This window comes from Desulfovibrio sp. JY, assembly GCA_021730285.1.
Classification (GTDB): domain Bacteria; phylum Desulfobacterota; class Desulfovibrionia; order Desulfovibrionales; family Desulfovibrionaceae; genus Solidesulfovibrio.
On sequence record CP082962.1, the window covers coordinates 871,913 to 891,021 of the forward strand.

Consider the following 19,109-nt stretch of genomic DNA (forward strand, 5'->3'; position numbering starts at 1 on the left):
CAAGCCATGACGCCCTGTTGCAGGGGCCCATTTACATCGCCGGACACCGGGGGCTGGTCGGGGCGGCCATCGCCCGGGAACTCAGCCATCTTGGCGCGACGCTCATCACCAAAACCCACGCCGAGCTTGACCTGACCGATCAGGCGGCGGTGCGGGCCTTTTTCGACAATGAACGGCCGGCGGCGGTGTTCCTGGCCGCGGCCAGGGTCGGCGGCATCCACGCCAACGCCACGTATCCGGCGGATTTCATCCGCGACAACCTGCTGATTTCGGCCAACGTCATCGACGCGGCCAAAAACGTGGGCGTCAAAAAGCTCGTCTTTCTCGGCTCTTCCTGCATCTATCCGAGGCTTGCCCCCCAGCCCATGCGCGAGGACTGCCTGCTCACCGGCCCCCTCGAGCCGACCAACCAGTGGTACGCCATCGCCAAGATCGCCGGCATCAAGATGTGCCAGGCCTACCGCCGCCAGTACGGATTTTCGGCCATAAGCCTCATGCCGACCAACCTTTATGGCCGGGGGGACAACTTCACGCCCGTCAACTCCCACGTCATCCCGGGACTCATGCGCCGCTTTCACGAAGCCAGACTCGCCGGCAGCAAGCAGGTGGTCGTATGGGGCACGGGCGACGCCCGGCGCGAATTCCTGCACGTCGACGACATGGCCCGGGCCTCGGTCGCCTGCTACCTGCGCTACGACGACGAGGAAATCGTCAACATCGGCTCGGGCCACGAGGTCACCATCCGGGAATTGGCCGCGCTCATGGCCAAGGTGACGGGCTTCAAAGGCGAAATCGTTTTCGATGCGTCCAAGCCCGACGGCACGCCGCGCAAGGCCCTGGACATCGGCCGCCTGCGCTCCCTCGGCTGGGAACCCACATTTTCCCTGGAAAGCGGACTCGCGGACACCTACCGCTGGTTCTGCGACAACATCGCCTCTGCCCGCATGGGGTAGGTGAAGAGCCGGGGGAAACCCTTTCTGAAGAAAGGGTTTCCCCCGGGCCCCCTTCCCAAAGACTTTCAATAATACTGGAATGGCAACCGTAACACGTCAGTATCGATAGAAAATTTAGGAAAGGGAGAGCGCGAGAGGGGACAACCCTTTTTAAAGGGTTTCCCCTCTCGCATCTTCCCTTCCCCTTAAGGAGCATACCATAATGCTGGACCTTAAATTCGTGCGCCAGAATCCCGAGGCCGTGGCCGAGGGCATGGCCAGGCGGCATTTTCCCCTGGACCTGCCGGCCTTTTTGGCCTTGGAAGAGGCCCGCCGCGAAACCCTGACCGCTGTCGAACAAAAAAAGAGCCAGCGCAACACGGCCTCGGCCGAAGTGGCCAAGATCAAGCGCCAGGGCGGCGACGCCGCCGCCGTGCTGGAAGGTCTCGGCGCGCTATCCGCCGAGATCAAGGCCCTGGACGAAAAGACCCGGGATCTCGACGAGCAGGTGCGCCAGTGGCTGCTCGGCGTGCCGAACATCCCCAACGCCTCCACGCCGGACGGGGCCGGGGAAAACGACAATCCCACCGTACGCACGGTGGGGACGCCGCGCACCTTCGATTTTCCCATCAAGGAGCACCAGGACGTGGGCACGGCCCTGGGTGGGCTCGATTTCGAGCGGGCGGCCAAGCTGTCCGGCGCGCGCTTCGTGGTGTTGCGCCAGGGACTGGCCCGGCTGGAGCGCGCCCTGGCCGCGTTCATGCTCGACACCCACATCGCCGAACACGGCTACACCGAGGTGGCTACGCCCTTTATCGTCAATGCCGAGAGCCTTCTCGGCACGGGCCAGCTGCCCAAGTTCGCCGAGGACCTCTTCAAGCTCGAGGCCATGGAGTCCTACCTCATCCCCACGGCCGAGGTGCCGGTGACCAACCTGCACCGGGGCGAGGTCCTGCCCGAATCGGCCCTGCCCGTGGCCTACTGCTGCCACACCCAGTGCTTCCGGTCCGAGGCCGGCTCCTACGGCAAGGACACCAAGGGGCTCATCCGCCTGCACCAGTTCGGCAAGGTGGAACTCGTGCGCCTGGTGCATCCGGACACCTCCTACGACGAGCTGGAAAAGCTCACCGGCCATGCCGAGGCCATCCTGCAAAAGCTGGAGCTGCCCTACCGCGTGGTGGCGCTTTGCACCGGCGACCTGGGTTTTTCCTCGGCCAAGACCTACGACCTGGAGGTCTGGCTGCCGGGGCAGAACAAATACCGCGAAATTTCCTCGTGCTCGAATTTCGAGGATTTCCAGGCACGGCGCGCCGACATCCGCTTCAAGCCCGCAGGCGGCAAGAAGACGTTGCTGGTGCACACCTTAAACGGCTCGGGGCTGGCCATCGGCCGCACCATGGCCGCGATTTTGGAAAACTGCCTGCAAAAGGACGGCTCGGTGACGGTTCCCAAGGCCCTGGGGCCCTACATGGGCGGCATCGAGTCGCTTCAGCCCGAAGGGAAAGACGCATGAACGGGAGCAAACGCCAGGACTTCATGGAAGCCCTCAAGCGGGGGCTTATCATCGGCGGGTCGGTCGGCGTCATCGGCGGCCTTTTTTTCATGGACATCCGCCGGGGGCTCATCCTTGGACTGGTGGGCGGCTTTTTCGCCGTGATCACCCGCCGGGCCATTGACAAGCGCCGGGGAGGCTGATCGCCGCCGACGGCGGACATGTCGACGACAAGGAAAAGGGCGGGAGGCAAAGCCTTCCGCCCTTTTCCTTGTCGTATCGCCTGAGGACCTAATTGGAGACCAGATTCAGGTTCCGCATGCCCATGGCCACGTAGATGTCGGCCAGGGCGCTCTGGTAATCGGTCAGGGCCTGGGTCAGGTTGGTTTCCGCCGTGGTCAGCGAGGATTGGGCCGTCAACACATCCACGCTCGTGCCGACCTGGGCCTGGTACCGGGCAATGGCCATGCGGAAGCCTTCCTTGGACGCCTCCACGGCCGTGCGGGCCACGGAGATGCGCTTGGCCGCGTCCTGGATGTTGAGGTAGAAGGTCTTGACCTGGTAGCCGACGTCCAGGCGCAGCTTGGCCAGGTCGGCCTGGAGCTTCTTGACCGTCTCGCGGGCCGACTGCATGCCGAAAAAGGTGGAACCCCAGTCCCAGGCCTGCAAGGTGGCCGAGACGCCGACGGCCGAAGCCTCGGGCGTGGTGGAGCCGGACATGTCCCGAAGCGACAGGTCGGCGGAGTTGCCCTGCTTGGTATAGGTGTACTGGGCCTGAATCTGCGGATACAGCGGGCTAGCCGCGATCTTGACGTCCTTTTCGGCCATCTGCACCGACTTGACGCCCATGTAGAGGTCCGGACGCTGCTTGTAGGCCGTATTGAGGCAGTCCTCGATGCTCATGGTAAACGGCAGGTAGGTCAACTCGCCCACGTAGTTCGTCTGCTGGTTGAGCGGCAGGTTGAGCAGGGAGTTGAGCTGGGCGGTTTGCACCAGCACCGTGTTCTGGGAGGAAAGCAGGGTCTGCTCCGCCGCCGCCAGATCGGATTCAGCCTGCAGGACGTCAAGGCGCGGCTTGAGGCCGACGTCGTAATACGCCTGGGCCACTTTGTATTGGGATTCGAGCCGGGCAACGGAATCCTTGTTGCTCTGCACGTTGGCCCGGGCCTGCAACAGGCTGAGGAAAGCCTGCTGCACGGACTTGATGAGGGACAGCTCGGTATAGTCGATGTTGGCCGCGCTGTAGGCCTTGTTGAGCGCCGCCTTCTGGTAGGTGCTCAGCAGCTTGAAGCCCGTGAAGAGGGGCTGCGTCACCGTCAGTTGGAGCTGGTAGAGGTTTTGCCAGTAGCCCTGCCGCGAATGGGTAGTGCGCGTGGTGGAAAGCGAGGTGCCGGCCATGGAGTTGATGATCTGGTTGCCGGGCAGGGACTGGGACGTGGTGCCGATGGACTCGGCGTCGGTACGCTGAAAGGTGTAGCTGACCGTGCCCACCGGCGCGAAGTTGGCCATGGCCTGGCGACGGCTTTCCTCGGCGCCGCTTAGGGTCGCGCGGGCCGACTGCATCTGGGGGTTGGCGTCGAGGCCGCGCTTGACGCTCGACTCCATACTCATGGGCTGCCCTTCGGGGGCCACTCCGGCCGCGCCCGGGGCGATCTGTTTGGCCACCTCCGCATCCGTCCGACCCGTGTTGACGAAATCCGGCAGCGGTATTTTTTCGATTTTCTTCTCGATGCCGCTGTTTGGGAGGGTGGCTGTGGCGGAGGCATCGGGGGGCATCATCCCCTTGGTGTAGCGCTGGGCCACGCGGTCCGACGCGGCAGGCGCGGCGGTGTCCTGGGCCAGGGCCGGGGCGGCCAGAAGCGCGACGAGAACAACACCGGCCCCAAAGGCCAGAAAAATCCTTCGTTTGGACATTGCGGTCATTCCGTCCTTCTCCATGCCGGGTGTTTACCCGTTAAATCGGGTAAATCCCGATAAAACAATTAATCCGGAATGTATAGCGTTGTGAACAGGCATTAACCAAACAGACAAACAACCTTCCGATCTTATTAGCCTACCCGCATAAAAAGCATTTGTCGAGACACGCCATCCCCTGGTTGCGCCCGAGGGCCCGGTGCCGTAAAACCGGCCAAGCGAGTGGTCATGCAGCCGCCGCGAAAGGAGTCCCATGTCCCTGGCCACACGACTCGGCTTCGCGGCCGCCCCGGTTTTCCTTATCGACGGCAGCGCGTTTTTTTACCGCGGCTACCACGCCTTCCGCGACATCGCCCGCTCGGACGGCTTTCCGACCAGCGCTCTGTTCATGATCTTTCGCCTGTTGTTCAAACTCGTCAAAGAACAGCGACCGCATCACCTGGTTTTTTTCCTGGACGGACGCGGACCGTCCTTTCGCAGCAAGATTTATGCCGACTACAAGGCCAACCGCGAGGCCATGCCCGAGCCCCTGGCCCGGCAGGTCGAACCGCTGCTCGACGGCCTGCGCCTGTTCGGCGCGCGGGTCATCGTGCCCGAGGACGCCGAGGCCGACGACGGCATCGCCTCCCTGGCCGCCCGGTTTCGGCAGCGCCTCCCCGTGGTCATCGTCGGCGCGGACAAGGACCTCAAGCAGTGCCTGGACGAGCGCGTGGTCCTCTACGACCCCTCGGGCAAGGCCGAACGGCTCACCACCAAGGCCGACTTCACCGCCGAGTGCGGCATCGAGCCGGCGTCCTGGCCGGATTTGCAGGCCCTGGTCGGCGACACCAGCGACAACATCCCGGGCGTGCCCGGCATCGGCATCAAGACCGCGCTTGGCATCCTGCGCGAGCATCCCACCCTGGAAGACGTGCGCGAGCACTTGCAGGACCTCAAGGCCACGGTCCGCAAGAAAATCGAACCCGCCATCGAGGACGTCTTCCTCTACAGGGAACTGACGCGCCTGCGCACCAACCTGCTGCCGGAGGTGTCCCTGGACGATACCGTCTTGACGCCGCCGGACGCCGACGGGTTACGCGCTTTTCTCGAGTCCTATGAATTTCGCACCCTGGCGCGCGACATCCCGGGCCTTTCCGCCGCCGCGCCGCTGGAAGCCAAGCGGGAGACCGTGGCCAACCGCCTGTCGCTTTTCGACGATCCGCCAGGGAAGGAGGCCGCCACGCCGCCGCCCCCCCCGCGCCAAAGCCCGTGCCGGCCGAAAAGCTGCCCGATATGGCCGGGCGCCGGGTCGCCCTTGTTCCGGTCGAGGCCGGCTTCAGCCTGTCCCTGGGCCCGGACGAGGTCACAACCGATGCCGCCCCGGCCGCCCTGGCCCCGCTTCTGGCCAAGGCTAAACGTGTGGCCGTGCCCTCGGTCAAGGAGATGCTGGCCATGGACGCGGCCTTTGCCGCCTTGCCGCTCCCTCTGTGGTTCGACCTGGGGCTGGCGGCCTATCTGCTCGACCCTGAACAGCGCAACTACGGCTTCCCGCGCCTTCGCGACAGCCTTTTCGCCGATCCCACCGTGGACGCCGCCGCCGTCGCTCCTGATGACACCGCCAAGGCGGCCGCGCTCTTGGCCGACGTCTACGCCGCCCGCTTGGACACGGCCGGGCTGACCGATCTGGTCGAACGGCTGGAGTTGCCGCTCATTCCGGTGCTGCTCGACATGGAACGGGCCGGCATCGGCGTGGATTTGCAGTCCCTGGCCGCCTTCGGCGCGGAAGTGGCGACGGACCTGACCCGGCTGGAAAAGGAACTGCATGCCTTGGCCGGCCATCCCTTCAACCCCCGCTCCAGCCAGCAGCTCGGCGAGATCCTTTTTACCGAAATGGGGCTTACGCCCAAGGGCAAGACCCCGGGCGGCGCGGCCTCCACGTCCCAGGACGCCCTGGAGCGTCTGGCCGGCTCCAATCCCCTGGTCGACCGCATCCTGGAATTTCGCAAGCTCGAAAAGCTGCGTTCCACCTACCTGGACCCGCTGCCGAAGCTGGCCGACGCGGCCAGCCGCATCCACACCACGCTCAACAACATGGCCACGGCCACCGGCCGGTTGTCGAGCTCCAATCCCAACCTGCAAAACATCCCCATCCGCGGCCCCCTCGGGCGGCGCATGCGCGAATGTTTCGTGGCCGGTCCAGGCAAGGCGCTGGTCGCGGCCGACTATTCCCAGATCGAGCTGCGGGTGCTGGCCCACCTTTCCGGCGAACCGGCCCTGCTTTCGGCGTTCGCCGCCGGGGCCGACATCCACGCCCGCACGGCCTCGCTGCTTTTCGACAAGCCCGAAGCGGACATCGGCCCGGACGAGCGCCGGCAGGCCAAGACCATCAACTTCGGCCTGCTCTACGGCATGGGGCCGCAAAAGCTCTCCCGCGACCTCGGCATCAAGCTCGATGCGGCCAAGGCGTTCATTGCCAAGTATTTCGAACGCCTGTCCGGACTCTCCGCCTTTTACGACGGTATCGTGGAATCGGCCAAGGCCCAGGGCTACGTCACCACCCTGGCCGGACGCCGGCGGCTTTTGCCCGACATCGAATCGAAAAATTCCCAGCTTGCCTCCCAGGCCAGACGGCAGGCCATCAACACCGTGGTCCAGGGCGGCGCGGCCGATATCATCAAAATGGCCATGCTGGCCGCCCACAAGGACGCGGACCTCAAAGGGGCCGGCGCGGTCATGGTGCTGCAAATCCACGATGAACTGCTGCTGGAGACCCCCCTGGACACCGCCGATGCGGCCGGAAAGCGGCTGTCCGACATCATGTGCGGCGTCATTACGCTCGCCGTGCCGCTTGTGGTCGACTGGGGCACGGGCCACACCTGGGGCCAGGCGCATTAGGACGTATTTTTTAAAACGAACTGGGGGGAAACTTTTCTGAAGAAAAGTTTCCCCCCAGGCCCCCCTTCCAAAGACTTTTAATAGTAACAGGCTGTTATCCGTACAACAGCTGTTATGATAAAAATTTGAGGAAGGGGAGAGCGCGAGAGGGGAGAACCCTTTTTTAAAAGGGTTTCCCCTCTCGCACCCGCTTCTCAAAACGGATCACGGGGACTTTTAATCGAGGACGAAGTTCCGTATCGTCAGTATGAAACCAGGGCCTGCCGGGGCATCTCCGGTACGGCGCAACGAGAGGAAACGCGGCATGCCGCCAACCGGTAAATCCATACGCGAGGACTTGGGCAGGGCCAAGGCCGCCTATGCCAAGAACGAGGACCTGCGCACGGTCCAGCTTTTGGCCACGGCGCTCAAGGCGTTCGTTTCCGTCAAACTGCCCTCTTCCGACCGCACCATCGTGGAAGGCCTTTTGCGCGAATGCTTCGCCAACATCAGCAAGCTGCCCCGGGTCAAAAAATACGCGCCCAACGGCGTCCCCTACGCCAAAGGCCAGGAACAAAAGCTTTGCGCCTACCTGCTGCCCCTGGCCCAGAAAATCGCCGACGACATCAATCGCGAGAGCCTGGACGCCATGCGCGAACGCAAGCTGCGCATCGACCATGCCGTCATCAAGGGCACCAAGCTCCTCGGCGAAGGCAATCTGCTCGAGGCCCAACGCAATTTCCGGGCGGCGGTGGAGGATTACGTCGACGAGAAAGGGCTTTTCCCGCTCATTGCCTCCCGGCTCATCGACGCCGGCCATTTCAAGGCGTCCCTGGAGTACATCAAGCGGGCCATGGAAGAGGCGCCGGACAACCCCCGCGCCTACGACTTTCTCATGACCGCCGCCGGCAAGGCCGACGAATGGCCCCTTGCCGAGCGCATCTTAAGCGAGGCCAAGCCCAAGCTCGGCGCGAATCCCCTGTTCGACCAGGCACTGGCCATGGTCCATGCTCGGCTTGGCAACTGGCAGGAGGCCCAAAGCGCGGCCAAGCGGGCCGTGGACGCCGACGCGCATCTGCTCGACGCCCGCAAGGTCCTGGCGGTTGCCGCCAAAAAACTTGCCGCCACGCCTCCGGCCCAGGCGTCCTGATACCGACGCCGTTTACAGCCCGCCCAACGCGGCCACGAGCGCCGCGGCATGTCCCGGCCAGGCGGCGGCCAATAGCGCCTGTTCCTGCGGCGGGCACGGCTCCATGAGTTGCGCCCCGGCCCCGGCCAATTCCTCGGTGGAAAAGGAACCCAGAAAATCGAGCAACCCAAGGCCGGCGTCGCTGCAATCCGGCCGCTCGCCAAGGGCCGCCGCGAAACCGGCCACGAGGGCGGGCACGACATCCGCATCGGCCAAAACAAGCTCCCCCACACCGTTCACCCGGTCCAGACGCGCCCGCATGGTCATGTTGGTGAAAAAGGAAAGCCCGGCCAGGCGCTCGGCCATGGGACCGGCCTCGGTAAAGGACCGCGACGCACCGTAGCCCCGCACCGTGATCAGTCTGGCCGAAACCGTTCCGTCAGAAATCCTGGCCACGAAATCACCGGCCCCATGGTGCCACGGCCCGATGGACGCCCCGGTTTCCGTATCGTAATACCGGGTCAGAATCCTTGCCGCTTCGCCGTACAGCGCCGCCGCCTCACCCTGCGCCAGCAGCCGTTCGCCGGCGTCGAAATCCCACAGCCGCACCCGGCCCGAACCGTCCTGGTGAAACTCGTGAAAGTCGCCAAACCACTCCTCGAGCAAAAGCCCAAGCCCCGCCACCCGGCCATAGGCATAGGGACACGGCAGAAACTCCGGCGTAAAACGCCCGCGTAAGGTTTCGAGGAGCCCGGCCTCGACCTCCAGACAGCCCAGGCCCATTTCCGAGGCCGCCACATTGAGGCAGAACTTGGCCGCGTCGCCGTCGAAGCACACCGTGCAGCTGGCCGGATGGTACAGCGCCCCATGCTTTTCGGCCCGAAGCACGATTTCCGTCGCCCCCGCCAGTCCGTCCGGCCGGCCCGAGGCGACCAGGGCCCGCCACAGCGGCGCGAACCCCTCGCCGGAAACGAACGCTTCCAGCGCCTCGAAATAGGCCCCATACGTGAGCCCCGTGTCGTCGCCCTCGACAGGCATGGATGCGTGGTTTGGCGCGTAGGCCATGGCCCCGCCCGGCGAGGCGATTTCCTTGATGATGCGGATGTCGTTGCTGTCCATGGTGCTTGCTCGTGTGCCTTGTCTCGCTACGCCCAGGGCTCTGCCCTGGACCCGGCAGAGGCTCTGCCTCTGCACTCCGCCGAGGGGCTTGAGGCCCCCCGGTCCCCCCTTTACCGGGTTGGGATGGCGGGTGGAGGTGTGGTTGATAGTGTCTTGTTGCCGCAATCGGCCCGGCGGCACGAGGAGCTTCGCTCCTCGACGCCGGACACGATTGCGGCAACAACCGCGCCAGCGGCGAAGCGCCGCATTTTAAGAAACAACATTTTCTTTGAATGTCGCCCTGAAGGGGCGACCGGCGTGGTGGCGGCGGAATTTGTCGGGACGAGCCTGCCGCGAAGCGGCGGCACCGTCCAGGCAAATTCCGCCTCCATCTTCTCCGCACTCCGCCTTGCCGGCAACCATCCCCTCCCCCGCCCAGCCAAAGCACACCGGATGGGGGGTCCGGGGGGCCCATGGCCTCCCGGCGGGGTGCAGGGGCAGAGCCCCTGCTTTCCCCTCGTCCTGCTCCCCTACCCCCCACGCCGCGCCGCGTAGCGCCTGGCCGCCGCGACGAAGTTCGGCGCCCAGTGGGGCGCGCCTTCGGCGTGGATATGGGTATAAGCAGCGAAGGTGTTGCCCGTAAGCAGCCCGTCGTGGCCCTCGTGCATGCCAACGCCCCGCTCCATGGCCAGGGTGAAGGCTTCGGGAGCAGGCAACGAGGGGCAATCCGGGACCGCCTGGCAGCGGGAGTAATGAAATTCGTGTCCGTGCAGCAGGGTGCCCGTGGGATGGTAGGGGTTGTTCCGCACCACCCGGGCCAGGCTGTAGCCCAGTCCCTGGGGCCTGGCGCAAAGCGTGGTGGTCACGGGAAACACCCCGGCCATGGGGTAGACGGTTCCCTGCACCTCGAGCCCCTGGCACAGGTACATGAACCCGCCGCATTCGGCGTAGATGGGGAGTCCCGAGGCGGAAAGGGCGCGCACCCGCTCCCGCACGAGGCGGTTGTCGGCCAGGGCCGCGACCTGGGTTTCGGGGAAGCCGCCACCGAGGTAGAGGCCGTCGAGAGCCGGCCAGGGCGACGGGTCGAGGATGCTGACAAAGGTGACGCGGGCACCGGCGCGCGTCAGCGCCTCGATATTTTCCGGGTAGTAGAACCACAGGGCCGCGTCACGCACCACGCCGATGACCGGCGCGTCCGGGCCGACCGGTGCGGGGGGCGGCGAAAACTCCAGGTCGGGCAGCGGCGGCGCGGACTGGGCCAGGGCGATGAGCCGGTCGAGGTCCACATGTTCGCGCACGAGCCCGGCCAGGCCGTCCAGGATGGCGCCCACGGCGGCGTGCTCACGGTTGGAGACCAGCCCCATGTGGCGCTCGGGAATGGGATTGTCGGAAATCTTGGGCAGCAGTCCCAGCACCGGCACCCTGGCCAGGGTTTCGATGCTTTCGCGCACGATGGCCCGGTGACGCGGTCCGGCGGTGCGGTTGGCCACCACGCCGGCAAGGCGCAGTCCGGGTTCGAAGCCGGCCACGCCCGCGACCAGGGCGGCGGCGGTGCGGGTCATCTTGGTGGCGTCGAGAATGAGGACAACCGGAGCGTCGAGCTGGCGGGCCAGGGCGGCCGTGGAACAGGAGCCGGCCACGTCCATGCCGTCGAAGATGCCGCGATTGCCTTCGATAACGGCGATATCGCAGTCTTGGGATTTTTCCAGAAAAAGGGAAGGAAGCCTTTCGGCGGGCAATAAAAAAGGGTCCAGATTGGTGGCGTCGCACCCGGCGGCAAGCCCGAGCCAAGCGGCGTCGATGTAATCCGGACCCTTTTTGAACGGACGGACGCGCAGCCCGGCAGCGGCCAGAGCCCGGCAAATACCAAGAGTCAGGATGGTCTTGCCTGCGCCCCCGGATAGCCCGGCCAGGACAAGACGCGGGCGATCGTTCACGGCGCGCATCGTCGTTCGCGCCTGACGGCGCGGCTTTTTTTCGTGTTCCACGGGGCGATCGCCGCCGTGGCGGCCGCAGCCTCAAGCGCATCCGACAGGGCGGCCGCCTGGCCGATCGTACGCCGGACGCCTTGCGGACTAGTCTTCCTCGGCCTGCTGCTTGCCCACGCCGGCCAGGCCGTACATGGAGGTGCTGCCGCTGGACCAGAAGATGACTTTCCCTTCATTGACCAGCTCGGTGAGGATTTTTTTGACTTCGCGGGGCTTTTTGTCCGGGAAAATCTTGCAGAAATCGTTGAAGTAGAACTTGCTCTTACCCGTTTTGCCCGTGAGGAACTCGAGCACCTGCTCTTTCTCGGAAGCCATACCATTCCCTCTTTGTTTAATGCGGGCGGGAAGGAAACCCTTCCCGCCCGGATGGTTGATGCTTAGGCCTCGATGTGCTTGGTGAACTTGAACTGCGTGCTCTGGCGCCACGTGTAGTAGGCCGGATCACGGAAGTCATCAATGCAGTGGTGCGAGAACTCGAGGTCGCACAGCTCGAAGAACTTCTCCCAGCCGATGCGCTCGGCCCATTCGCCCAGGCGCTCGTACTTCTTGGCGTTGGCGGCGTAGACCTCGACGATGTGTTTGACCATCTTGGTCAGCGTCGGCCAGCGGGGCGGCTCGTTGGGGATATAGGCCACAACGACCTTGGAGAACTTCGGCATGGAGATGCGGTTGGACACCTTGCCGCCGACCATGAGCACGATGCCGTCACCCTCGCCGGAAGCGAGCGGCATGGCCGGGCACATGGTGTAGCAGTTGCCGCAGTACATGCAGCGCGAGGCGTTGACCGCGACGGAGTTGACTTTCTTGCCGTCGATCTCGACCTTGGTCGGCTTGATGGCGCCGGTGGGGCAGGCGGAGATGGCAAGCGGGATTTCGCAGATGTTGTCCAGGCGGTCATGCTCGACGATAGGAGGCTTGCGGTGGATACCGACGATGCCGATGTCGGAGCAGTGCACGGCGCCGCACATGTTCAGGCAGCAGGCCAGGGAGATGCGGACCATGGCCGGCAGCTTCATGGACTGGAAGTAGTCGAACATCTCGTCCATGACGGCCTTGACCGGGCCGGAGGCGTCGGTGGCCGGGGTGTGACAGTGCACATAGCCCTGGGTGTGGACGATGTTGGACACGCAGGCGCCGGTGCCGCCGATGGGGAACTTGTAGCTTCCGCCGGCGAACTTGCGGGACTCGAGGTCGGCGATCAGGCCCTTGAGGGCGTCTTCGGTCTCGACCATGAATTCCACGTTGTTACGCGTGGTGAAGCGCAGGTGGCCACCGCAATGCTTGTCGGCGATTTCGCAGATCTCGCGGACATGGGTGACGCTCATCAGGCGGGCGCCGCCGACGCGGACGGTGTAGACCACGTCGCCGGAGAGGGCCACGTGCTTGAGCACGCCGGGCTTCACGATCTCGTGATAGTCCCACTGGCCTTTATTTTTCTTGATGACCGACGGATAGAACTCCTCGTAATGCCGAGGACCAATATCCGTGATCCGACCTTCCATGGGTTTGTCGGGATTGTATCCGGAAGAAATGAATGCCATATCTGTGTCCTCCCACTTATCTCATGTGTCTCTGGCGATAGGCCTTTTCGTCGTGGGCAAAGCCGCCGGGCACCTCATCTTCCTTGAAGAAGATGTAGGGGTTGCTACGGGGGGCTTCCACATGCTGCGGGATAGCCTTGGTGTTGGTGACCTCGAGCAGCTTCTGGAAGGAGAGACGTTTGATGGTCTCGCCCACGCGCTCGCGGTTCTTGCCTTCTTCCATCCACCAGTCCCAGATGTTCTCAATGATTTCCTTGAGCTCGTCGTAGGGCTTTTCCACCACGACGAAGGGCACGAGCAGGGAGGACATCTGCGCGCCGTCGAGGATCGGGGCCTTGGCGCCGACCAGGATGGACGTGCCGGTTTCCTTACCGATCTTGAGAGCGGCCGGCATGGTGTTGATGCAGTGCATGCAACGGGTGCAGTTGCTGTTGTCGATGGTCAGCTTGGCGCCGTCGTAGCTCATGCAGCCGGTGGGGCAGCGGTCCACGACTTCCTTGACCACGTCGAAGGCGCCCCATTTGCCGTCGGCATGGGAGCCGCCGCCCGGCTTGAACTCGCCGGCCACATAGGCTTTCACGCGGTCCTGGTCGATGCGGATGTCGTCCTTCCAGGTGCCGATGACCGAGAAGTCGGAGCGGGCGATGGAGGCCACGCAGCCGTTCGGGCAGCCGTCGAACTTGAACTTGAACTTGTAGGGGAAGGCCGGGCGGTGCAGCTCATCCTGATAATCGTTGGTCAGGGTGTGGCACACGTCCTGGGTGTCGTAGCAGGCGAATTCGCAGCGGGACTGGCCCAGGCAGTCGGCCGGGGTGCGCAGGTTGGAACCCGAGCCACCGAGGTCCGTATTCAGATTGTGGGTCAGGTCGTGGAAAATTTCCTCGAGCTGCGGGGTCGTGGTGCCAAGAAGCACGATGTCGCCGGTGGAACCGTGCATGTTGGTCAGGCCCGAGCCGCGCAGGTCCCAGATGTCCATGATCTGCCGGAGATATTCGGTAGTGTAGTATTTGCCGGAGGGCTGGGCCACACGAACCGTATGGAAATGGGCCACGCCGGGGAACATTTCGGGCTGGTCACAATAGCGGCCGATGACGCCACCGCCGTAGCCGAAAACGCCCACGATGCCGCCGTGCTTCCAGTGGGTCTCCTTGTCTTTGAAGGAGAGTTCCAGGACGCCGAGCAGGTCGTCGGCGCACTCGACCGGGATCTGGTAGTCCAGCCCCTTGGGATTGGCTGCCCGGTGCGCGGCTTCCTGTTTGATGTCGGACACGAAGCTGGGCCAGGGCCCGGATTCGAGCTGGTCCAACAGGGGGGTTTGGTGTTTCGCCATTTGCTTCCTCCAGTGGGGTTTGAAGAGTTACCGCCTTAACCAGTTAACATGCGCCCCGGGCGACGTCACGCCGCCTTTCGGCACCTTCCCCCCCCCGACCGACCCTGCTCGCCGGCGGGCGGGGCGTTATTCACGCGGGAGGTCTTGAAAAAACGTGAACGAATGCACAATCGCTCACGTCCTAAGATGACTAAAGCCTTATGTCAACGGGAAAACGGACTGTGGCCAGTTCTGTGTGCATCTAAGCCACATAGCATTTTGCCCCTGTCGTTGCAAAGCCCTTTTGTCTCCGGCCGACCCTCTCGCCCCCCCCTTGCCAAAGACCGGAATTTCTCCCATGCACGTCGCCATGCCCGACTCCGCACCCGTCTGCCGCCGTTGCGGCGCCTGCTGCCGCGACGGCGGCCCGGCCCTGCATGTCCGGGACCTGCCCCTGCTGCGGGACGGCGTCCTTGCGCCAACCGACCTCATGACCCTTCGCCGGGGCGAATACGTCACGGACAACGTGGCCGGCACCGTCGGCCCCTCGCCCGTCGAACTGGTCAAGATACGCCCGGTTCCGGGCGGTCGGACCTGCCGGTTCTACCGTGCCGGCACGACCGGGGCCTGCGCCATCCACCGGCATCGCCCGGCCCAGTGCCGCGCCCTGTTCTGCCAGGCTCCCAAGGCCCTGGCGGCCATGTACCGCACGGAGCTGCTGACCCGGCGCGACATCCTGGGACCGGCCAGCCCCCTGGCCGAGCTGTGCGCCCACCACGAAGCCGAAACGGGGCTCTTGCGCCTGGAAGAGCTGTGCCGGCAGGCCCTTTCCGGGGACGCCGACGCCCGCGAGGCCGTCATCCGGGCCGACCGCCTCGACGCCGCCATGCGCGACCTCGTGCCCGAGCGGGCCGGCGTCCCGCCCGAGATGCTCCTGTTCCTTTTCGGCCGGCCCCTGCGCCAGGCCCTGCCCGCCTGCCGGGCCGTCCTCACCCCGCCCGCCCTTTACAAGGACGGCCCCAGCGCCTAAACAGACGACGCCATCATAAGAAGTAGCAACGTCTGCGAGGTTTTCATGAAACGTCTTCTGTTCGCCTTTGTCTTCGTTTGCGCCACCGCAGTCGCCGCCCAGGCCATGGACCTGCGCCAGGGCTTTGGAAAATATCGCTACGGCGAGAGCTGCCAGACCCTTTTTTCCGGCCCCTCCTTCGCCCTGGAACGCGCCCGGCCCGTCTGGAACCGGCAGCTCCAGATGTTCGGCCTGGCCTATGACCCCGATGTCGTGGCCAAAAGCCCCTTCATCCTGCACTACGACAAGGAGGAAAAAACCCAGTTCCAGGGCATCCCGCTCAACCGGATCTACTACGGCTGTAACAAGGACACCGGCCGGTTCTCCCTGGTGGTGCTCGTCCACGATCTGCTCACGGTCAAGGACCTCGTCAAGAAAACCACGGCCCTGCTCGGCGAGCCGACCGACACCACCATGATCCAGACCATCTGGGTCCTGCCCGACCTCTACGTCCAGATCGATCAGGTCTACATGCTTATCTACGACCGCCGGGCCGGCAAGGTTTGATCGCCGACGATGTCCGTAGCGTCCGGTTCGCGCCACCTCCGGTGGATCGAGGCCGCCCGCACCATAGCCATGCTGGTGGTGGTCTGGTCCCACGCCAGCAACATGGCCTTCTTCCGCGAGGGCGATTTTTCCGTTACCCCGCTTTTCTCCGCCTGCCTGGTCACCTTTGCCGTGCCGGCCTTTTTCCTGCTGTCCGGCTACCTGCTGCGGTTACACGCCTGCCTGCGTCCGGAGGGCGTCCCCTTTGCCCGGCGTCCGGCCAGGCAGATGCGGCGGCTGCTCCCCCCGTTTCTGGCCTGGAACGCCCTGACCCTGCTGTCGCTTAAGGTCCTCTACGGCGTGCCGCTCGGCCACTGGCAGCGCCTGATCGAGCTGGCCGTGGGCTCCATGCAGCTCTACTTCATCTTCGCCCTGCTCCAGTTCCTGTCCCTGGCCTGCCTGACGGACCTCTTCGCCACGCCCCGGCGCATCGCCGGCTGGACCGTGGCCGGGATGGCCGCCACCATCGCGTTCTACGCGCTCTCGAGCATCCTCTACGCCGTCTCGTCGCCGCGCGATTACGCCTTCGAACTGGTCGGCATCCGGCTGGCCCCGGCCTGGGCCGGTTTCTTCTTTCTGGGCGCCTGGCTAGCCGGACGCCAGGACATGCTTCCCAGCCTGACCCGCCGGCTACCGCTGCTGCTCCTCGCGACCGGACTGGCCTTTGCCGCCTATCTGCACGAAGTGGCCGCCGAAGCGACCCTTCTCGGCGTCAATTACCGTCAGTATTTCCTGCTTTCCGGCCTGTGCTTCCAGATACTTGGCGCGCTGGCCCTCTGCTGCGCCTGCCAGTGGGCGGAGAAACGCGCCAACGGGCCGGTCTTTCACGCCCTGGCCGCGACCGGGCGTGACACGTTCGGCATCTACCTGTCCCATTACATCCTGGTCCTGGCCTTTTACGCCGCCATCCCCCCGCCCGTGTCTCCCGTCTGGCGGCTGCCCCTCGGCGCGGCCTGCCTCGTCCTCGCTTTCGGCGGCAGCCTGCTGCTGACGCGCTTGGCCCGCCGGGTCGGCCCCCGCCCCTGGACACGCCTGCTTTTCGCGGATGTGTGAAGAACTGGGGGGAAACTTTTCTGAAGAAAAGTTTCCCCCCAGACCCCCTTTCCAAAGACTTTAATAATTAGAGTTTATTATAGTTATGGAATTCTTTTCCATTATAAACTTTAGGAAGGGGAGAGCGCGAGAGGGGAGAACCCTTTTTAAAGGGTTTCCCCTCTCGCATCCTTCTTTTACCTCTTTCTAATTGACAATGATTTTCATTTTCGTATAGGTCGGCTCCATACGGTCCCGGTCGGGGCCGGGGAGGAGCCATGCAGCGCAAGACCCTGCACGAAAACGCCGAATTCGCCTGCCCCATCGTGGGCACCTGTCTGACCGTGTCCGAACTGCGCCGGATCTGCCGCAAATGCGGCGACGCCGTGGCCGAGGACGCTTCCGATTACGACGCCCACGTCTTCCTGGTGGGCCAGGCCAAGGTGGCCGGCGGCGCGCCTGCCAAATATCTGCAACGCTTTTTGGACAAGAAATACCGCAAGGACCTGCGCGCCTTTTTGCGCGTCGACGACCCGGAAAGCCTGCGGCGCATGTGGCGGGAACGGGCCGACGCCGGCGACGTGCCCGGCCCTTTTTGGGCCATCATGTCCCATCCGGACGTGCCCCAGGAACTGTTGCGCGAGGTGTATGGCGAAGTGCACATGCTTTCCCACCGGGTCGGCGCGGCCAACCGGGCCGACCTGTCGCGCCTGGCCTGGCTCGAGGAAAAGCTGTCCGAGGCCGCGGCCGCCCTGGAGGAACAGAAAACCGCCCTGCGCCAGGCGGTCGGCGTCTGGAAGGGCCGCTGCCGGGAGGCCATGGAGGAAGTGGCCGGGGAACGGCGGCGGCGGCAGGCCGTCGAACGCGAGCGCATTTCGCTCAAGGCGGCCATCGAAAACTCGGCCGTGGCCGCCGTGCGCCGCGACCGCGACGTCTTGAGCCGTGAGCTGGCGAAAACCGCCGAGCGGCTGGAAGCGACCGAAGCCGAGGCCGGCCGGCAGGCCCTGGCCCTGGAAAAAATGCACGCCGAACTGACCGACCTGCGCCGGGAGCTGGCCGACCGGGACAGCGAAGTGACGGCCCTGGAGGCCTCGCTGTTCGCGGCGCTTGGCGACGCGGCCGCGGCCCATGCCGCCCATGCCGAACACCATCGGGACGAGAGCACCGCCCCGGACGCGGAACACGTCTGTCCCTGCCGGGAACAGGGGCTGCCCGAAGGCTCCTGCGGCGGCAACTGCCCCTGCCGGGCCGGGGAAGCCCACCCGGGGTTGGCCGGCAAACGGGTGCTCTACGTGGGCGGGCGCTGCTCGCTCGTGGCCCATTACAAGCTTCTGGCCGCCAAATTCGGTTGCGAGCTGGTGCATCATGACGGCGGCCGGGAACAGTCGGCCCACCGGCTCTGGGAGCTTCTGGGCGCGGCCGACGCGGTGGTGTGCCCTGTCGACTGTGTGAGCCACGAGGCCTGTTCCCTGGTCAAGCAGGCCTGCCGTGGCTGCCTCAAACCGCTCGTTCTGGCCCGGTCCTCGGGGCTTTCCAGCCTGGCCCGGTCCCTGGCCGAACTCGACGTTCCCCGGGCGCAATAACCCGCCAAGGCCGGTCGGTTGCGCCCCGCAGCCTTCCCGGCTATCGTTTGGCCGCCGGCACCGCGCCGGCCCTGCCAAGGGAGACGGCAACGACGCTTGCGCGCCAACGCCGCGTCCGTTTCCGGGAACGTTCCCTTGCGTCCGCGCCCCGCGCCCTTATCCTCTGTTGCAGGCGACGTGGCGTTGCGGGACGGACCACGATTCCCTGGAGCGGGCAGGGGGTGCCGGAGGTTGCACTTTCGCGTCGGCAGGTCCATTTTGGACTTGCGGGTCCAGTCGTTGGCGGGTAACTTGTGAAAAAAGTGACAACATGAGGCCCGCTGCCATGAAACATGAGATCGTCATTTGCATGGGCAGTTCGTGTTTCGCCCGGGGCAACAAGAAGCATCTGCTTATGATCGAGCAGTACCTTGCCGACCATGGGCTTGCCGACAGCGTGGTCCTTACCGGCAGCCGGTGCGAGGACCAGTGCACCACAGGCCCCAATATCCGCATCGACGGACAACTTTATGGCGAAATCAACGGCGAACGCCTGATGGAACTTTTAAGCCGCCACCTGTCCGCCTAAAGGCTCCTTCATGCCCAATCTTTTGCCTGTTGCCCCTTGCCTTCACACCCCATGA

General features: G+C 64.7%; 15 protein-coding genes and 1 pseudogene. 10 read left to right on the plus strand and 6 right to left on the minus strand.

Going from position 1 to position 19,109, the window contains the following annotated elements; all coding sequences use genetic code 11:
* Positions 1–14 precede the first annotated feature (14 nt).
* The 3 genes from K9F62_03930 to K9F62_03940 all read left to right on the plus strand — a co-directional run bounded on the left by K9F62_03930 (position 15) and on the right by K9F62_03940 (position 2,627).
* The gene (locus K9F62_03930; protein UJX43118.1) at positions 15–953 is read left to right on the plus strand and encodes a GDP-L-fucose synthase; all 939 of its coding nucleotides are present in this window, start codon (positions 15–17) and stop codon (positions 951–953) included.
* Between the two features lie 202 nt (positions 954–1,155).
* Entirely contained in the window at positions 1,156–2,445 is a 1,290-nt protein-coding gene (gene serS / locus K9F62_03935; protein ID UJX41862.1) for a serine--tRNA ligase, read from the plus strand.
* Positions 2,442–2,627 (plus strand): hypothetical protein, encoded by a 186-nt coding sequence (locus K9F62_03940; protein UJX41863.1) that lies wholly within the window; start codon positions 2,442–2,444, stop codon positions 2,625–2,627. Before serS ends, K9F62_03940 begins: the two co-directional genes overlap by 4 nt.
* A gap of 88 nt (positions 2,628–2,715) precedes the next feature.
* On the opposite strand, the gene K9F62_03945 is transcribed toward K9F62_03940, so the two are convergent.
* On the minus strand, positions 2,716–4,347 hold the full coding sequence (locus K9F62_03945; GenBank protein ID UJX41864.1) for a TolC family protein: 1,632 nt from the start codon (positions 4,345–4,347) through the stop codon (positions 2,716–2,718).
* 244 nt (positions 4,348–4,591) lie between these two features.
* Here K9F62_03945 and polA point away from each other — a divergent pair.
* Both polA and K9F62_03955 read left to right on the plus strand, forming a co-directional pair.
* Positions 4,592–7,212, plus strand: a pseudogene (gene polA, locus K9F62_03950) (DNA polymerase I).
* A 304-nt stretch (positions 7,213–7,516) separates the two neighbouring features.
* On the plus strand, positions 7,517–8,341 hold the full coding sequence (locus tag K9F62_03955) for a hypothetical protein (protein ID UJX41865.1): 825 nt from the start codon (positions 7,517–7,519) through the stop codon (positions 8,339–8,341).
* A 12-nt stretch (positions 8,342–8,353) separates the two neighbouring features.
* Here the strand turns inward: K9F62_03955 and K9F62_03960 are convergent, their stop codons facing one another.
* From K9F62_03960 to dsrA, 5 genes are all read right to left on the minus strand, one after another.
* On the minus strand, positions 8,354–9,439 hold the full coding sequence (locus tag K9F62_03960; GenBank protein UJX41866.1) for a hypothetical protein: 1,086 nt from the start codon (positions 9,437–9,439) through the stop codon (positions 8,354–8,356).
* A gap of 509 nt (positions 9,440–9,948) precedes the next feature.
* Positions 9,949–11,364, minus strand: a complete 1,416-nt coding sequence (locus K9F62_03965) for a cobyrinate a,c-diamide synthase (protein UJX43119.1) — start codon at positions 11,362–11,364, stop codon at positions 9,949–9,951.
* A gap of 129 nt (positions 11,365–11,493) precedes the next feature.
* The gene (locus K9F62_03970) at positions 11,494–11,721 is read right to left on the minus strand and encodes a dissimilatory sulfite reductase D family protein (GenBank protein ID UJX41867.1); all 228 of its coding nucleotides are present in this window, start codon (positions 11,719–11,721) and stop codon (positions 11,494–11,496) included.
* Positions 11,722–11,783: 62 nt separating this feature from the next.
* Entirely contained in the window at positions 11,784–12,947 is a 1,164-nt protein-coding gene (dsrB, locus tag K9F62_03975) for a dissimilatory-type sulfite reductase subunit beta (GenBank protein UJX41868.1), read from the minus strand.
* A 16-nt stretch (positions 12,948–12,963) separates the two neighbouring features.
* Positions 12,964–14,277, minus strand: coding sequence for a dissimilatory-type sulfite reductase subunit alpha (dsrA, locus tag K9F62_03980; GenBank protein ID UJX41869.1), 1,314 nt, complete (start codon positions 14,275–14,277; stop codon positions 12,964–12,966).
* A 337-nt stretch (positions 14,278–14,614) separates the two neighbouring features.
* Here dsrA and K9F62_03985 point away from each other — a divergent pair, with 337 nt between their 5' ends.
* The 5 genes from K9F62_03985 to K9F62_04005 all read left to right on the plus strand — a co-directional run bounded on the left by K9F62_03985 (position 14,615) and on the right by K9F62_04005 (position 19,054).
* Positions 14,615–15,286: a YkgJ family cysteine cluster protein gene (locus K9F62_03985; protein UJX41870.1), complete on the plus strand. Its 672-nt coding sequence runs from the start codon at positions 14,615–14,617 to the stop codon at positions 15,284–15,286.
* Positions 15,287–15,331: 45 nt separating this feature from the next.
* Complete coding sequence (locus K9F62_03990) at positions 15,332–15,832, plus strand: hypothetical protein (protein ID UJX41871.1); 501 nt, start codon at positions 15,332–15,334, stop codon at positions 15,830–15,832.
* Positions 15,833–15,841: 9 nt separating this feature from the next.
* Positions 15,842–16,924, plus strand: coding sequence for an acyltransferase (locus tag K9F62_03995; protein UJX41872.1), 1,083 nt, complete (start codon positions 15,842–15,844; stop codon positions 16,922–16,924).
* A gap of 257 nt (positions 16,925–17,181) precedes the next feature.
* On the plus strand, positions 17,182–18,486 hold the full coding sequence (locus tag K9F62_04000) for a DUF2325 domain-containing protein (GenBank protein ID UJX41873.1): 1,305 nt from the start codon (positions 17,182–17,184) through the stop codon (positions 18,484–18,486).
* Positions 18,487–18,811: 325 nt separating this feature from the next.
* The gene (locus tag K9F62_04005; protein UJX41874.1) at positions 18,812–19,054 is read left to right on the plus strand and encodes a (2Fe-2S) ferredoxin domain-containing protein; all 243 of its coding nucleotides are present in this window, start codon (positions 18,812–18,814) and stop codon (positions 19,052–19,054) included.
* Positions 19,055–19,109 lie beyond the last annotated feature (55 nt).

What these genes read in the sequence shown, in the direction of transcription:
- serS (UJX41862.1), top strand. Translation starts at nt 1,156, where the DNA reads ATGCTGGACCTTAAATTCGTGCGCCAGAATCCCGAGGCCGTGGCCGAG.
- K9F62_03940 (UJX41863.1), top strand. Translation starts at nt 2,442, where the DNA reads ATGAACGGGAGCAAACGCCAGGACTTCATGGAAGCCCTCAAGCGGGGG.
- K9F62_03945 (UJX41864.1), bottom strand. Translation starts at nt 4,347, where the DNA reads ATGACCGCAATGTCCAAACGAAGGATTTTTCTGGCCTTTGGGGCCGGT.
- K9F62_03955 (UJX41865.1), top strand. Translation starts at nt 7,517, where the DNA reads ATGCCGCCAACCGGTAAATCCATACGCGAGGACTTGGGCAGGGCCAAG.
- K9F62_03960 (UJX41866.1), bottom strand. Translation starts at nt 9,439, where the DNA reads ATGGACAGCAACGACATCCGCATCATCAAGGAAATCGCCTCGCCGGGC.
- K9F62_03965 (UJX43119.1), bottom strand. Translation starts at nt 11,364, where the DNA reads ATGCGCGCCGTGAACGATCGCCCGCGTCTTGTCCTGGCCGGGCTATCC.
- K9F62_03970 (UJX41867.1), bottom strand. Translation starts at nt 11,721, where the DNA reads ATGGCTTCCGAGAAAGAGCAGGTGCTCGAGTTCCTCACGGGCAAAACG.
- dsrB (UJX41868.1), bottom strand. Translation starts at nt 12,947, where the DNA reads ATGGCATTCATTTCTTCCGGATACAATCCCGACAAACCCATGGAAGGT.
- dsrA (UJX41869.1), bottom strand. Translation starts at nt 14,277, where the DNA reads ATGGCGAAACACCAAACCCCCCTGTTGGACCAGCTCGAATCCGGGCCC.
- K9F62_03985 (UJX41870.1), top strand. Translation starts at nt 14,615, where the DNA reads ATGCACGTCGCCATGCCCGACTCCGCACCCGTCTGCCGCCGTTGCGGC.
- K9F62_03990 (UJX41871.1), top strand. Translation starts at nt 15,332, where the DNA reads ATGAAACGTCTTCTGTTCGCCTTTGTCTTCGTTTGCGCCACCGCAGTC.
- K9F62_03995 (UJX41872.1), top strand. Translation starts at nt 15,842, where the DNA reads ATGTCCGTAGCGTCCGGTTCGCGCCACCTCCGGTGGATCGAGGCCGCC.
- K9F62_04000 (UJX41873.1), top strand. Translation starts at nt 17,182, where the DNA reads ATGCAGCGCAAGACCCTGCACGAAAACGCCGAATTCGCCTGCCCCATC.
- K9F62_04005 (UJX41874.1), top strand. Translation starts at nt 18,812, where the DNA reads ATGAAACATGAGATCGTCATTTGCATGGGCAGTTCGTGTTTCGCCCGG.